Source organism: Neisseria wadsworthii 9715, assembly GCF_000227765.1.
Classification (GTDB): Bacteria; Pseudomonadota; Gammaproteobacteria; order Burkholderiales; family Neisseriaceae; genus Neisseria; species Neisseria wadsworthii.
In genome coordinates this window covers 1,868,380-1,881,171 of sequence record NZ_JH165159.1, presented here as the reverse complement: position 1 = coordinate 1,881,171, position 12,792 = coordinate 1,868,380, and the positions used below count along the sequence as shown (strand labels likewise).

General features: G+C 49.9%; 18 protein-coding genes and 1 pseudogene. 13 read left to right on the top strand and 6 right to left on the bottom strand.

Annotated elements, in window-relative coordinates; translation table 11 throughout:
• Positions 1-78: 78 nt before the first annotated feature.
• The 8 genes and pseudogenes from HMPREF9370_RS12605 to panC form a co-directional block, all read left to right on the top strand.
• Positions 79-282 (top strand): annotated as a pseudogene (locus HMPREF9370_RS12605) (IS5/IS1182 family transposase); the annotation flags it as partial.
• A 199-nt stretch (positions 283-481) separates the two neighbouring features.
• A complete protein-coding gene (locus tag HMPREF9370_RS08670; RefSeq protein WP_009117083.1) occupies positions 482-1,069 on the top strand; it encodes a hypothetical protein in 588 nt (195 codons plus the stop codon).
• On the top strand, positions 1,066-1,554 hold the full coding sequence (locus HMPREF9370_RS08665; protein ID WP_009117082.1) for a hypothetical protein: 489 nt from the start codon (positions 1,066-1,068) through the stop codon (positions 1,552-1,554). The genes HMPREF9370_RS08670 and HMPREF9370_RS08665 overlap by 4 nt, the downstream gene beginning before the upstream one ends.
• A gap of 139 nt (positions 1,555-1,693) precedes the next feature.
• Positions 1,694-2,005 (top strand): ElaB/YgaM/YqjD family protein, encoded by a 312-nt coding sequence (locus HMPREF9370_RS08660; protein ID WP_009117081.1) that lies wholly within the window; start codon positions 1,694-1,696, stop codon positions 2,003-2,005.
• Between the two features lie 65 nt (positions 2,006-2,070).
• Positions 2,071-2,463 carry a phage holin family protein gene (locus HMPREF9370_RS08655; protein WP_009117080.1) on the top strand — a complete coding sequence of 131 codons (393 nt, stop codon included), beginning with the start codon at positions 2,071-2,073 and terminating at the stop codon, positions 2,461-2,463.
• 17 nt (positions 2,464-2,480) lie between these two features.
• Entirely contained in the window at positions 2,481-2,747 is a 267-nt protein-coding gene (locus HMPREF9370_RS08650; protein ID WP_009117079.1) for a hypothetical protein, read from the top strand.
• Between the two features lie 130 nt (positions 2,748-2,877).
• Positions 2,878-3,672, top strand: a complete 795-nt coding sequence (gene panB / locus HMPREF9370_RS08645; RefSeq protein WP_040667603.1) for a 3-methyl-2-oxobutanoate hydroxymethyltransferase — start codon at positions 2,878-2,880, stop codon at positions 3,670-3,672.
• Positions 3,673-3,688: 16 nt separating this feature from the next.
• Positions 3,689-4,522: a pantoate--beta-alanine ligase gene (gene panC / locus HMPREF9370_RS08640; RefSeq protein ID WP_009117077.1), complete on the top strand. Its 834-nt coding sequence runs from the start codon at positions 3,689-3,691 to the stop codon at positions 4,520-4,522.
• A 328-nt stretch (positions 4,523-4,850) separates the two neighbouring features.
• Here panC and HMPREF9370_RS08635 read toward each other — a convergent pair whose 3' ends face one another.
• The 3 genes from HMPREF9370_RS08635 to corA all read right to left on the bottom strand — a co-directional run bounded on the left by HMPREF9370_RS08635 (position 4,851) and on the right by corA (position 7,139).
• Positions 4,851-5,459: a riboflavin synthase gene (locus HMPREF9370_RS08635; RefSeq protein ID WP_009117076.1), complete on the bottom strand. Its 609-nt coding sequence runs from the start codon at positions 5,457-5,459 to the stop codon at positions 4,851-4,853.
• A gap of 79 nt (positions 5,460-5,538) precedes the next feature.
• Complete coding sequence (locus HMPREF9370_RS08630; RefSeq protein ID WP_040667089.1) at positions 5,539-6,030, bottom strand: acyl-CoA thioesterase; 492 nt, start codon at positions 6,028-6,030, stop codon at positions 5,539-5,541.
• 56 nt (positions 6,031-6,086) lie between these two features.
• Entirely contained in the window at positions 6,087-7,139 is a 1,053-nt protein-coding gene (gene corA, locus HMPREF9370_RS08625; RefSeq protein ID WP_009117074.1) for a magnesium/cobalt transporter CorA, read from the bottom strand.
• A gap of 112 nt (positions 7,140-7,251) precedes the next feature.
• Here corA and HMPREF9370_RS08620 point away from each other — a divergent pair, with 112 nt between their 5' ends.
• Positions 7,252-7,863, top strand: coding sequence for a 4'-phosphopantetheinyl transferase family protein (locus HMPREF9370_RS08620; RefSeq protein ID WP_009117073.1), 612 nt, complete (start codon positions 7,252-7,254; stop codon positions 7,861-7,863).
• Between the two features lie 99 nt (positions 7,864-7,962).
• On the opposite strand, the gene HMPREF9370_RS08615 is transcribed toward HMPREF9370_RS08620, so the two are convergent.
• The 3 genes from HMPREF9370_RS08615 to HMPREF9370_RS08605 all read right to left on the bottom strand — a co-directional run bounded on the left by HMPREF9370_RS08615 (position 7,963) and on the right by HMPREF9370_RS08605 (position 10,480).
• Entirely contained in the window at positions 7,963-9,192 is a 1,230-nt protein-coding gene (locus HMPREF9370_RS08615; protein ID WP_009117072.1) for a beta-ketoacyl-ACP synthase, read from the bottom strand.
• Positions 9,186-9,914 (bottom strand): 3-oxoacyl-ACP reductase FabG, encoded by a 729-nt coding sequence (fabG, locus tag HMPREF9370_RS08610; protein WP_009117071.1) that lies wholly within the window; start codon positions 9,912-9,914, stop codon positions 9,186-9,188. Before fabG ends, HMPREF9370_RS08615 begins: the two co-directional genes overlap by 7 nt.
• Positions 9,915-9,991: 77 nt before the next feature.
• Positions 9,992-10,480, bottom strand: a complete 489-nt coding sequence (locus HMPREF9370_RS08605; RefSeq protein ID WP_009117070.1) for a hotdog family protein — start codon at positions 10,478-10,480, stop codon at positions 9,992-9,994.
• A gap of 122 nt (positions 10,481-10,602) precedes the next feature.
• On the opposite strand from HMPREF9370_RS08605, the gene HMPREF9370_RS08600 reads away from it, so the two are divergent.
• The 4 genes from HMPREF9370_RS08600 to HMPREF9370_RS08585 are packed head-to-tail and all read left to right on the top strand — an operon-like array spanning position 10,603 to position 12,614.
• Positions 10,603-11,349 (top strand): beta-ketoacyl synthase chain length factor, encoded by a 747-nt coding sequence (locus tag HMPREF9370_RS08600; protein WP_009117069.1) that lies wholly within the window; start codon positions 10,603-10,605, stop codon positions 11,347-11,349.
• Positions 11,346-12,104 (top strand): lysophospholipid acyltransferase family protein, encoded by a 759-nt coding sequence (locus HMPREF9370_RS08595; protein WP_009117068.1) that lies wholly within the window; start codon positions 11,346-11,348, stop codon positions 12,102-12,104. Before HMPREF9370_RS08600 ends, HMPREF9370_RS08595 begins: the two co-directional genes overlap by 4 nt.
• Positions 12,101-12,358: a phosphopantetheine-binding protein gene (locus HMPREF9370_RS08590; RefSeq protein ID WP_009117067.1), complete on the top strand. Its 258-nt coding sequence runs from the start codon at positions 12,101-12,103 to the stop codon at positions 12,356-12,358. Before HMPREF9370_RS08595 ends, HMPREF9370_RS08590 begins: the two co-directional genes overlap by 4 nt.
• Positions 12,359-12,368: 10 nt before the next feature.
• Complete coding sequence (locus HMPREF9370_RS08585) at positions 12,369-12,614, top strand: acyl carrier protein (RefSeq protein WP_040667088.1); 246 nt, start codon at positions 12,369-12,371, stop codon at positions 12,612-12,614.
• The last annotated feature ends 178 nt before the right edge of the window (positions 12,615-12,792 follow it).

The following is a 12,792-nucleotide window of genomic DNA, read 5'->3' as shown; positions in this document are numbered from 1 at the left end:
TGGTTCAAGACGGGCTGAGATCTTTGAAAAGTCCCCAAATCCCCTAAACTCCCCGTCAAGATATTTAGGGGATTTCTCATGAGCACCTTTTTTCAGCAAACGACAAGCCATGATTGCCAAACACGTCGACCGCTTTCCTCTGTTGAAGCTGGAGCAGGTGAGATTGATTGGCAGTCTATCGAACATTTGTCTCCAGCAGTGAGGTTTGGGCGGTCATGGAACCTCGGGCATAGATTTCGGCTGGTGACCAAACGGCTTACGCGGTTCAGTTCGCTTTTACTAATGCCGTTGCCGGCAATATCTTTGATTTCTCTGCGGATGGAGGAGAACAAGGATTTGTCGTGTAAAAACTATTTTTTTATTTATTATATAATAAGCCATTTGAAACATAGTTGAATGTATATTATAAAAATAATATTAAAGTTAATATTATTTTTTGTAAAAATGATATTTTCGAATAAATAAAGGAAATGAAATGCGAATGTGGTTAAAAAACACTTTGATTTGTATGACCACCATAAGTGTCTTAAGTGCGTGTGCGGCGCTTGAAAAGCGTGCTGAGGAAACGAGGAAAATAGTGACAGCTAAATTAGAGACATTTTCCAATCAATTAATCAAAGAAGATCAACCATATGCAACTCTAAGATTTTATCCCCCTGTATCTCGCCACTATGGTTATGGTACTTTGGATCCGACACCAATCAACATCATTAAGTTTGATAAGACTATGCTTTCCGGATATGAGGAAGAGTTTGGTTTTTTGTCGAGCTACCAAGTTTTACAAACACCCCATATCCCACTAAAAGTTCCGACAGGATCACACTCATTCATAGCGGGAGTCGCTAATAGTTCCATAGGATATGTGAAATTTAATGATGTGAACTTTGAAGCAGGTAAGCACTACATCTTAAAAACTGTAAAGTATGATCGTAAGAAACGCAGAAGTACTTGGCAAATATATGAGTATACTTTAGACACTCGTTTTGATTTGAATGAGAGAGAATCGGTTATTTTAGGTCAACCGGTTTCTGATCAACAGATAGATGGCCATAAAAAGGATATTTTATGAAATGGCAGAATTGGATACTTGTCGCAGCAGTTATGGTTTCGACAGGTGGATGTGTACGTATGATACTACCAACTTCAATTGAAGAGATTGAAAAGCGGGCGTTTGAAGGACAACGTGAGATCTTGGTTGATGTAGACTATGTTGAAGCGTATCGTAATATGAAACGCTATTATGATAAATGTTTGAATGATACCGTAAGCCAATATCAAACTTCGTCTGTTGAAAGTAAATTGGAGCGCGATAAGGGAACCGCGCAGTTTGTCGGGGTAGAACCGTTTGGTACTTATTCATTTGTGATTAATTTAAGTGATCAAGGCGAAAGCAAAACCCTCATTCGATATCTACGTCCTGTACCTAAAGGGGTAGCTAACTTGTTTTTGGGTAAACAACGCCAACAAAATATCTTGATAAAGGAATTCAAGTTTTTAGAAAAGTTGAGTAAACTCAATCCCGAAGATTGGAATTCATGTAGTCAAATCAGATAGATATTTAAATTAGGGGCTAATCTACTTCAGCCCCTTTAATAATTTATATGATATTTTGCTTGAAATATTACGAAATAGACTTATGTTGAAAACATTGCTTGCCATTTTGCAGGTAATTTAACTTGGAAAGGAAAACACAATGAGACGTAACTACGAATCACAAAAAGATGCTTTGTTGCAAGAAATCCGTTCGGTATTAAACGATGCGGAAGCGCTGTATGACCAAGGTATCGAGCGTGGCGCGGAAGAAACCAAAGCTTTGAAAGAAAAGCTGCAATCTAAACTTGAGCGCGCACAATCAAAATTGAGTGATTTTGAAGAGCGTGCTTATGAAGAAGCGCGTTACCGTGTCCGTCAGGTTGATGATTATGTGAACGACAAGCCTTACTACGCAATGGGCTTTGCTGCTTTGGCAGGTTTAGTTACAGGCATTCTGCTGACCCGTCGTTAATTCATATCATCAAACCGCCGGGCCTTTCCGGCGGTTTCCGTGTTTAATTTAGAAAGGCGACGCCTATGGGTATTAAACAGGAAATTACCGGTATTAAAGCCATCTTCGGCCAAGGCATCCATTTGCTGCTGTTGCGTTTGCGCGTGCTGCGTTTGGATGTTGAAGAGCAGGTTGCGGGTGTGTTGAAAATCTTCGCCATGATTATGGCTGCCGCCGTGTGCTGCCTGATCGGACTGACCGCGCTGCTTTTCGGCTTGAATACCGTGCTGTCGGACGAGGCCAAAATTTGGACGTTTTTCGGAACCGCCGGCGTTGCACTGCTTTTGGTGCTTTGTTTGATTTTACAAATTCCTTCAATCTGGCGCAGCGGAAGCGAAAAAGTCAGCCAAACTTTTCAGGATATGCAGGAAGACTTGGCTTATCTGAGCGACAAGGCTGAACGCGGCCGTAAAGAATAACAGGGAGGAGCGGACACATGCCTAACAAGAGCAAACGTGAAGAACGCGAACTTTTAGAGCTGGAATGCAAGCTTACACGTTTGAAAATTGATTTGGAGCGCCAAAAATTAAGGCGCTCGCGCCGGCAAGAGCCCGACGGGCCGGCTGCACAGGTTTTGGATTTGGTCAGCAACATGCCCAGCCAGAGCTTGTGGAAAAGCGTGCTGCTGCCCATCAAGTGGAAACACCGGGCTATGTTGGGCGCGGCATTGATGGCTTTTGAGTTTTGGAAGAAAAAGCGCTAAGCTCGGGTTTTGATTGGAATGCCTGTCTGAAGACGGTTCAGACAGGCATTTGCTTGTGCGCAAAACCTTGAAATCCCATCATGTGCCTTAATATAGGCAGCGTTTAATGTTTTTGAAGCTTCTGATACTTATGATTACTGTAAATACCCTGCAAAAAATGAAGGCCGAAGGCGAGAAAATCGCCATGCTCACCTGCTATGAGGCCTGCTTTGCATCTTTAATGAACGAAGCAGGCGTGGATATGCTTTTGGTGGGCGACTCTTTAGGCATGACGGTGCAAGGGCAAAGCTCCACCCTGCCGGTAACTTTGCAGGATATGTGTTACCACACCGCAGCCGTTGCGCGCGGTAACAAGCAGGCCATGATTGTGGCCGATTTGCCTTTTGGCTCCTATCAGCAAAGCAAAGAGCAGGCTTTTGCCGCTTCCGCCGAGCTGATGGCCGCCGGTGCGCACATGGTGAAATTGGAAGGCGGTGTGTGGATGGCGGAAACTACCGGATTTTTGCAGATGCGCGGTATTCCCGTGTGCGCGCATATCGGGCTGACGCCGCAATCCGTGCATGCGTTTGGCGGCTATAAAGTTCAAGGCAAAGGCGATACGGCTGCACAGGCTTTGCTGAATGATGCCAAAGCACATGATGAAGCAGGCGCGGCGATGGTGCTGATGGAGTGCGTGCCCGCCGAGCTGGGCAAACTGGTTACCCAAAGCGTTTCCTGCCCGACCATTGGTATCGGAGCCGGTGTCGATTGCGACGGGCAGGTGCTGGTGATGCACGATATGCTGGGTGTGTTCCCGGGCAAAACGGCTAAATTCGTAAAAAATTTTATGGAAGGGCAAACCAGCATTCAAGCGGCTGTGAAAGCTTATGTGGATGCGGTTAAAAACCAAACCTTTCCGGCTGAAGAACACATTTTTAAAGCTTAAACAAGGATAAGCATTTATGAAAATCATCCATTCCATTCAAGAGCTTCGCGAATGGAGAAAAAATGCGGGCAGCGTGGCTTTCGTGCCCACAATGGGCAATCTGCATGAAGGGCATTTGGCTTTGGTGCGCGAAGCCAAAAAGCATGCCGACCAAGTGGTGGTGAGCATTTTTGTGAACCGACTGCAATTCGGGCAAGGCGAGGATTTCGATAAATATCCGCGCACCTTGCAGCAGGATGTGGACAAACTGAAAGGCGAAGGCGTGGCTGTGGTGTTTGTGCCGGACGAGCAGGAGCTTTATCCGCGTGTGCAGCAGCAATACAATGTGGAGCCGCCGAATCTGCAAAACGAGCTGTGCGGCGCGTTCAGGCCGGGGCATTTCCGCGGCGTGGCTACCGTTGTAACCAAGCTGTTTAATATCGTGCAAGCCGATGTGGCTTGCTTCGGCAAGAAAGATTACCAACAATTGACTATTATTCAGGGCATGGTGGATGATTTGAATATGAACATCCGCATCGTGCCTGTGGACACGGGCAGGGCTGCCGACGGTTTGGCTTTATCCAGCCGCAACCAGTATTTGAGTGCGGAGGAGCGCGCCGAAGCGCCGCGCCTTTATCGCGAATTGTCGCAGATGGCGCAGGCGATTCAGGATGGAAATGTGAATTATGCCGAGCTGGAGCAGGCAGCCAAACAGCGTTTGCGTGATGCGGGCTGGGTTGTGGATTATATCGAAGTGCGCCATGCCGGTAATTTGCAGGTGGCCCATGCAGGCGACAAGCACGTGGTGATTGTGGCGGCGGCGCGCTTGGGCAACACGCGCTTGATTGATAATATTGAAGTGCATCTGTAACCGTTTTGCGGTTGGATTAAACCATGCCTGTCTGAACAGTGGTTTTCAGACAGGCATGGTTTATGTGGTGGATCAACTTATGATCGGTATATAGTCAACCAACTTACATAATAACAACATCCTCATACTCGGGCTTGACCCAAGTATCTTGAGTTTCAGTAAGTTCGGGAGATAATCGGGGCAAGCCCGAGTATGACGAGTGTACGATTTTTAAGTTGATTTACTATATGTGCAGATGGACGTATTTTTCTAAGGGTTTCGTCAAGCCCGGGTATTTTGCTTGATGGGACATGACAGGCATCACGGATATGCCTGTCTGAAAATGTTTTCAGGGCTTGGCCAGTATTCGTGTAACCGTATCAACAATGGCTTGGGTTTGCGGATCAATTTCGATATTCACGCTGTCGCCGGTTTTTTTGATGCCAAATAAGGTGAGCCGCAAGGTTTCGGGTATGAGGTGGACGTTGAATTCCTGATCGGTTACTTCGCCTATGGTTAGGCTGCAACCGTCTAAGCCGGCGAAGCCTTTTGGCAGGATGTAGGGCTTCAGAGCGGCCGGTAGGGTGAACCACACGGTTTTGTTGTGGGCGCTTTCTTCTATGCGGGTGATGCGGGTAACGGCGCTGATGTGGCCGCTCATCAGGTGTCCGCCGATTTCGTCGCCGAAACGGGCGGCGCGTTCCAGGTTTACGGCATCGCCTGTTTGAAGCTCGCCAAGGTTGGTTTTGCTCAGGGTTTCGGCCATCAAGTCGAATTTGACTTGTTTGCCGTTGATATGGGTGATGGTGAGGCAGCAGCCGTTATTGGCGATAGACGCGCCGGTCTGCAGATTGTCTGCCATGTGTTCGGGCAGTTCGACGGTGAGCGTGCGGAAATCTTTGGAAGGGCTGTGTATGGCGACGATGGTGCCGGTGCCTTGTACGATGCCTGTAAACATAGTTTTGCTTTCTGATAAAAATGTGTTGGTTGAATGCCTGTCTGAAAAGGCTTGGAATGTTTTTCAGACAGGCATTGTTTTATTCTTTGCATGCGTGGCAATCGGGCTGGTTGCTTTCTTGCAGGCGTATCCGTTTGCGCGCTTCTGCTGCTTCAAAGCGGCATTGCTGGCGCTCGTTGGTGATTTGCAGCGGCGGCACGGCTACGGGTTTGCCGTTGTCAACGGCAACCATGGTGAAATAGCAACTGTTGGTATGGCGCACGGTGCGTTCGCGGATGTTTTGCGCTTCGACGCGGATGCCGACTTCCATTGAGGTTCGGCCGACATGGTTGACGCTGGCGAGGAAGGTAACGAGTTCGCCTACATGAATTGGTTCTTTGAAGGTAACTTTGTCCACCGAGAGGGTCACGCAGTAGTGGCCGCTGTAACGGCTGGCGCAGGCGTAGGCAACTTGATCGAGCAGCTTGAGCAGGTCGCCGCCATGTACGTTGCCGCTGAAGTTGGCCATGTCGGGCGTCATTAAGATGGACATTTGAAGCTCCGATTGGGGGAGGTTTTGATTGTCGGTCATGTTGTTTTCTTTATTTGTTGAGGTTGTGGAAAATGATTTTTCAGACAGGCATCGGGCTAAATCCACTTGCGGCGGTGGAAATAAATCAGCAGGGCCGACACGATGCAGATCATGGCCAGCCAGACCATATAATAGCCGTAGCGCCAATGCAGCTCGGGCATATTGTCAAAGTTCATGCCGTAGATGCCGGTGATCAGGGTGAGAGGCATGAAAATGATGGTAATCACGGTGAGCACGCGCATCTGCATGTTCAGCCGGTTGGACTGGTAAGACAAATGCACGTCCATCATGCTTTGCACGGAATCGCGCGAGGCGTCGAGCGATTCGGAAAGCTGGAGCAGGTGGTCGTAAGCATCGCGCAGGTAGATATGGGCTTCGTTGTGGAAAATGGGAAAATCGCCACGCAAAAGCTGAACCATCATATCGCGCATGGGCGAAAGCGTGCGGCGCAGGCGCACGGCATCGCGTTTGAGGCGGTGAATTTTCGGCAGTAAATCGGTGGTGTCACTGCCGGTGTTGGCAAACAGGTTTTTATCAATCGCCTCCACGCGGTTATGGAAATGATCGAGCGTGATGAAATAATCGTCGACCAAGCGGTCGATGAAGGTATAGGAGAGGAAAACGGGGCTTTTGTCGCGCAGGCCGGTGCGGTTGTCGACAATGTGTTTGCGGATGCTGCTGAGCAGCCCGAGCGGGCGCTGCTGGAAGGTGAGGACGAAATTGTGCCCGATAATCAGGTACACCGGGTCTGAAACGAGCTTGCTGCCGCCGTATTGGAACACGCGGGTGGCGATGAAGAGGTAATTTTCGTAGTCCTCTGCTTTGGGGCGCTGATTGCGGTTGAGCAAGTCTTCAATCACCAGATCATGAATGCCGTAGGGTGCGAGCAGGGTTTTAAGTGAAGCGGCGTCGTTGATGCCGACGAAATGCAGCCAGTTGATGTGCTCCGAATCGGGGGAGTGGGGAATAAGCGCCGTGTGTTCCGGCAGATTGCTGTTGCTTAGGATCAGGTCGCGGGTGGCGCATTCTGTGGGGCTGTAAAGCGTTTGGTGCACGGCGTGTTTGGGCGTATTTTCCGTGCTGCTGCGTTTGGGTGCGGCTTCGTTCATGGCGGCAAAGGTATATCGGTTCGAAGAGACAAAGTATAATGGAAATGCCTGTCTGAAACCACTTGGGCGGGCAGGTATCTATTTGAACCATAGTCGATATTGATAAATTAATATGCCGGATACACCATTAACCTGCCTGCTGGCCGATGAGCACTGCGCAGATTTATACCGTTCCGATTTATTGGATAAACAGGATGCGCTCAGATTGCAGGCGCAACCTGCGTTGGCGCAGCGGGCAGACTGGCGGGTAAGCCGTTATTTGAAGCAGCAGGCAGTATCTCCGGTGCGGTCTTTGTCGCACAGCAAAGGCGTGGCAGCGGTGTTGTGCGGAGGCGGGAAGATTTTGGCTGCAGGCGTGGATATCGAGCATATCCGGCCGCGGGATTTTGCATCGCTGGCAGAATGGGTGGCACAGCCGCACGAGCAGGCAATCTTGGCCGAGAGCGGTTGGCAAGCTGACGATTTCTATGAGTTATGGACGCTGAAAGAAGCGCTGCTTAAAGCGGGCAAGCTTGGTTTTCCGGAAGCAATGAAAGTAGTTGGCCGGCAACGTGGTGAAGAGGGCAAAGTGCATGTGCAAGGGCAGGGCGGCTGGCGGGGTGTGACCTATAAAATCGACCGTCACTTCATGTTGGCTTGTGTTTGGTTGGGAGAAGGCCAACTTGAGCTACGGCTGGAAGGAGGGTTTGAGGCGGATGTGGTAAGAGTGGGGAAGTATGATTAAACGCATAAAGTTTTAGGAAAGTTATGTTGATTAACTATATATCAATGCCTGTCTGAAAAGGTTTTCAGACAGGCATTGATAGCTCATAAGCAAGCCTTATTACTCCTGCCAGCGTTTGAATATTAGCGAAGTGTTCACGCCGCCGAAAGCGAAGTTGTTGTTCATTACATAATCGGTTTGAATCTCCCGCCCTTCGCCGCGGATATAATCCACCTTGCCGCAAAGCGGGTCGACATTATCCAAATTGATAGTAGGGGCGAACCAGCCGCTGTTCATCATTTCGATAGAAAACCAAGATTCCAAAGAGCCGCATGCGCCGAGCGTGTGGCCGAAATAGCTTTTTTGCGAACTCATGGGCACATGGCCGAACACGGCTTCCGTGGCTAAGGTTTCAGCGATGTCGCCTTTTTCAGTGGCCGTGCCGTGCCCGTTAACATAGCCGATTTGGTTTGGTGAGAGACCGGCGTCTTTCAAAGCCATCTCCATGCAGCGCTGCATGGTGGCTTTTTGCGGTTGGGTAACGTGGCTGCCGTCGCTGTTGGCACCATAGCCCACGATTTCGGCATAGATTTTGGCGCCGCGCGCACGCGCGCATTCCAATTCTTCCAGCACCAAAAAACCTGCGCCCTCGCCGATAACCAAACCGTCGCGGTCTTTATCGTAAGGACGCGGAGTACGCTCGGGTTCGTGATTGCGGCGGCTGGCGGCATAGAGAGAGTCGAATACATAAACTTCCGACGGGCAGAACTCTTCGCTGCCGCCCCCCAGCATCATATCTATCAAACCGTATTTAATGGCTTCATAAGAATAGCCGATGCCCTGGCTGCCGGACGAACAGGCGCTGGAGGTTGGAATAATGCGCCCGGTAAGCCCGAAAAAGATGCCGACATTGGCCGGAACGGTGTGCGGCATCATGCGCACATAAGTGTTGGCGTTGAAGTTGCGCGAGTTGCCGTGCAACACCAAATCGCCCATCACGCCGGTGTCTTTGGTGCTGCCCACGGAAGAGCCGGCGGCTACGCCCATGCGGCCGTCTTTAATACGTTCATCTCCCAAAAGTCCTGCATCGGCCAACGCCTGTTCGGCGGCATCAACAGCCATTTGCGTTCCACGTCCCATGCTGCGCAGCTGTTTGCGCGTCCAGTGGGCAGGCGGTTGGTAGTTTTCCACTATCGCACCCAAGCGCGCTTCCAACTCGGGAAACTGCTCCGACCAATCCATGCTTTTTACGGCATTTTTACCTTTTAGAAAGCCTGTCTGAATGCTTTTCCAATCACGCCCGAATGCGGTAATCCCGCCGACGCCTGTAACAACAACCCGTCTCAACACAAACCTCCGTTTACCGCAATAACCTGCCGCGTGATATACGCTGCTTTGTCGTCCATCAAAAACCGAACGGCATGCGCCACTTCTTCCGGCGAACCCATGCGCGCGGCAGGCACGGCTTTTAAAATCTCTTCCACCGGCACGTTTTCATCCACAATTTCCGTATCAATCAGGCCGGGAGCCACGCAGTTGACCGTGATTTTCCGCTTGGCGAGCTCCACCGCCAGAGCTTTGGCCGCACCGATAATGCCGGCTTTGGAAGCGCTGTAATTGACCTGGCCGCGGTTGCCTGTGATACCGGACACGGAAGCCATACACACAATACGCCCCGCTTTGCGGCGGCGTATCATCGGCATTACGAGCGGATGCAGTACATTATAGAAACCATCCAAATTGGTACGCAGAACTTGATCCCAGTCTTCGTCTTCAAAAGCCGGAAAAGCGTTGTCGCGCGTTAAGCCGGCATTCAGCACCACGCCGTAATAAGCGTCGTGTGATTCGATATCGGCGGTAAGCTCTTCGCGGCATTGGCTTCGGTTGGAAACGTCAAACTGCAAGACTCTGGCCTGCCTGCCCAAAGCGCGCACGGATTCGGCCACGGCTTCTGCTTCTTCGCGGCGGCTGCGGCAATGAACAACGATGTCATAGCCGTCTTCCGCCAAGCCCAAAGCCACTGCTTTGCCGATGCCTCGGTTGGAGCCGGTAATTAAAATGGTTTCGCTCATACGTTTTCCTTAAACTTAAAATTTGATTCAGGCGTGTTGGTAGACACAATGCCTGTCTGAAAAAAGCGACATTACGTTCAAGCAGTTTGCCCTTCTTTCGGGCTATAAACATTCAGTGCAGCTTGAGCCAACAAGCCGTCGGCAGGCAGCTTGCTTTTTTCATGTTCAGGAGCGTCAGTCCAGTAAAGCGCACAGTCAAACACGCCAAAACCGGTTGAATCCATTACAGATTCCTGAACTTTCACCAGCAATTCAGTGTCAATCGGAATATTGTCAGCAAATAAATTCAGCTTGCGGGTGCCGAGTAAAAAGCCTAGTTTGATTGGTTCGCCTGCGTTGGCAGCATGGCAGCCCATCAAAGCGCCTATGCCTTGCGCCATAATCTCTATGCCGGCAAAACAAGGCAGATAGTTATTTTTTAAGAGAATATGGTTTTCACCTATTTTGGCGGTAGCGGAAAGATGGCCGGAACCGTAGTCGGTGATGCAGTCGAGCAAAACCATATGGCCGCTGTGTGGTAAAAGCGGTGCAACGGACGTAATGGGGCAGGTGAGCGGAGCATTCATGAACGATGTGGGCTGTTAATATCTAAGCCGATGCCAATAATAATGTGCCAATTATATTGCATTGCTGTTTTTTGTTAAAACCTTAGGTTAAAATAACAGCATTTACTGACCAGATTAAACGCATGATGACCGCATCTTCCCATTGCAGCTTTTCTTTTGATATTGTCGAATGGCAGGCTTCTTCAAGCCGTTTGGCAGGGCTTGGCGCTTGGCAGCAATGGTCGGCGGACACAGCTTTTGTTGAAAGCCAGCCTGATTATAAACCTGAGCTGGCTTTTTTGCCTGCTATGCAGCGGCGGCGGTTAGGCAGGGCGGCGCGGCTGGTGTGTGATGCGGCATGGAATCTTGCAGAAAAACATCCTGAAAGCATTTTGGTGTTTGCCTCGCATGACGGCGAATTAAACCGCAGCTTCGAGCTGTGGCTGGAATTGATGAAAACACACACCGTATCGCCCATGTCGTTTGGCCTGTCTGTACATAATGCGCAAGTCGGGCAATGGTCGATGCTGCGTAAAGATATGCGTGAAAACACCGCTTTGGCGGTGGGCAGCGATGGTTTGGAAACGGCTTTGGCTGAAGCTTATGCGTTGATGCAGGAAGGTGCGGAACAAGTGTTGTTGGTGGTCGCAGACGACCCTTTATCGGAAGAATACGTGCTCGAAGCCGAGCGTGCGCCTATGTCTTATGCGCTTGCAATGATATTGAGGCCGGGCCGGCAATACCATTTAGCTTTGTCTTGCGGCAAAGATGCCGAAAAAAACTCACCCTATTGGGGCGCGCTTGATTGGATACGCTTTATGCTTTCAGACAGGCATGCAGAAACCAGATATTATGGCAAACGCCGCTGGCTGTGGCAGAAAGCTCTATGAAGTCATTGAATTACTACCGCCGCTTTTTTGCAACATTATTCGGCTTTATATTGTTTGGTGTAGTGGGTGTGCTGTTTAAAATCGTTTTGCTGCCTTACACATTAAAAAGCACCAAAAACGATATTCCCCGCCAAATACAGGCGCGGCGGTTGATTGGCAGGGTGTGGAAATGGTTTGTTGGCTATCTGATTTGGTCTGGCGTGTTGAGCGTACGCTTCAACGGCTTGGAAAAGCTGGGCAAACCCGGCCAGCTGGTATTGGCCAATCACCCCTCGCTGCTGGATGTGGTGTTGCTGGTCAGCCATGTGCCGGACATGAACTGCATCGTTAAAAAAGATTTGCTCAATAATCCTTCCATGAAAAGCCAGATTCTTGCCACGGGCTATATTCCCAACGACGAATCGCTGGAAATGATGGAAGAAGTGGACGCCGTGTTTAAAAGCGGCCAAAGCCTGCTGATTTTCCCCGAAGGTACGCGCACGGGCTGGGACGGGCAAATCAAGCTGCACCGGGGCGCGGTATCCATCGGCTTGCGCAGTGCCGAAGTGATTACGCCCGTGTGCATCAAAATGGATCCGCCGAATTTCAAAAAAGGCCAGCCATGGTATAAAATCCCACCCCGCACCATACATTATGAAATTACGGTCGGTGACGACATCCATCCGCAAGATTGGCTGGCGGAAAAGCCGCTGCCCATCGCCGCACGGCGTTTAAACACTTATTTGCAAGACTATTTCACACGGGAAACAACATGAATTTAGAAACACAAATCAAACAAATGATTATCGACAGCTTAGGCTTGGAGGATATTACCGTTGAAGATATCGAAACCGACGCCCCGCTGTTTGGCGACGACGGCTTGGGCTTGGATTCGGTAGATGCGCTGGAGCTGGGTTTGGCCGTGCAAAAAACCTTCGGCTTCCAACTCGACGGCGAAAAAGACAACTTGCGTGATCATTTTGCCAGCGTAGCCACATTGGCCGACTTCATCCGTAGCCGCCAAGCCTAAGGAGCGAATGATGACCGAACAAGAAATCCGCCGGATTCTGACCGATGCTTTAGTGAATCTGTTTGAAATCGAACCCGAGCGCATCAAGCCCGAAACCAATCTTTACGAAGATTTGGAAATCGACAGCATCGACGCCATCGACTTAATCGACCACATTAAACGCGAAACCGGCCGCAAACTCAAAGCCGAAGACTTCCGCAACGTGCGCACCGTAGATGATGTGGTGCAGGCCGTATCAAAGATTGAGGCCGAATAAGCCGCATTTGATATTTCAAAGCCGAAGGGCGGGCATGCTTGCCCGCCGTTTTGCTGTGTTCGGATTAGTTTTCAGACGGCCTCTTTCCTTCAAGGCCGTCTGAAAACTTGTTTTGCCTATTTGGAAAATAATCTGGAAAGCCCATACCGTTCAACCACATTCATTCCAAAGCTACTAT

What these genes read in the sequence shown, in the direction of transcription:
- HMPREF9370_RS08650 (WP_009117079.1), top strand. Translation starts at nt 2,481, where the DNA reads ATGCCTAACAAGAGCAAACGTGAAGAACGCGAACTTTTAGAGCTGGAA.
- HMPREF9370_RS08670 (WP_009117083.1), top strand. Translation starts at nt 482, where the DNA reads ATGTGGTTAAAAAACACTTTGATTTGTATGACCACCATAAGTGTCTTA.
- HMPREF9370_RS08605 (WP_009117070.1), bottom strand. Translation starts at nt 10,480, where the DNA reads ATGAATGCTCCGCTCACCTGCCCCATTACGTCCGTTGCACCGCTTTTA.
- HMPREF9370_RS08660 (WP_009117081.1), top strand. Translation starts at nt 1,694, where the DNA reads ATGAGACGTAACTACGAATCACAAAAAGATGCTTTGTTGCAAGAAATC.
- HMPREF9370_RS08585 (WP_040667088.1), top strand. Translation starts at nt 12,369, where the DNA reads ATGACCGAACAAGAAATCCGCCGGATTCTGACCGATGCTTTAGTGAAT.
- HMPREF9370_RS08595 (WP_009117068.1), top strand. Translation starts at nt 11,346, where the DNA reads ATGAAGTCATTGAATTACTACCGCCGCTTTTTTGCAACATTATTCGGC.
- panB (WP_040667603.1), top strand. Translation starts at nt 2,878, where the DNA reads ATGATTACTGTAAATACCCTGCAAAAAATGAAGGCCGAAGGCGAGAAA.
- HMPREF9370_RS08665 (WP_009117082.1), top strand. Translation starts at nt 1,066, where the DNA reads ATGAAATGGCAGAATTGGATACTTGTCGCAGCAGTTATGGTTTCGACA.
- HMPREF9370_RS08620 (WP_009117073.1), top strand. Translation starts at nt 7,252, where the DNA reads ATGCCGGATACACCATTAACCTGCCTGCTGGCCGATGAGCACTGCGCA.
- HMPREF9370_RS08590 (WP_009117067.1), top strand. Translation starts at nt 12,101, where the DNA reads ATGAATTTAGAAACACAAATCAAACAAATGATTATCGACAGCTTAGGC.
- fabG (WP_009117071.1), bottom strand. Translation starts at nt 9,914, where the DNA reads ATGAGCGAAACCATTTTAATTACCGGCTCCAACCGAGGCATCGGCAAA.
- HMPREF9370_RS08630 (WP_040667089.1), bottom strand. Translation starts at nt 6,030, where the DNA reads ATGACCGACAATCAAAACCTCCCCCAATCGGAGCTTCAAATGTCCATC.
- panC (WP_009117077.1), top strand. Translation starts at nt 3,689, where the DNA reads ATGAAAATCATCCATTCCATTCAAGAGCTTCGCGAATGGAGAAAAAAT.
- HMPREF9370_RS08600 (WP_009117069.1), top strand. Translation starts at nt 10,603, where the DNA reads ATGATGACCGCATCTTCCCATTGCAGCTTTTCTTTTGATATTGTCGAA.
- corA (WP_009117074.1), bottom strand. Translation starts at nt 7,139, where the DNA reads ATGAACGAAGCCGCACCCAAACGCAGCAGCACGGAAAATACGCCCAAA.
- HMPREF9370_RS08655 (WP_009117080.1), top strand. Translation starts at nt 2,071, where the DNA reads ATGGGTATTAAACAGGAAATTACCGGTATTAAAGCCATCTTCGGCCAA.
- HMPREF9370_RS08635 (WP_009117076.1), bottom strand. Translation starts at nt 5,459, where the DNA reads ATGTTTACAGGCATCGTACAAGGCACCGGCACCATCGTCGCCATACAC.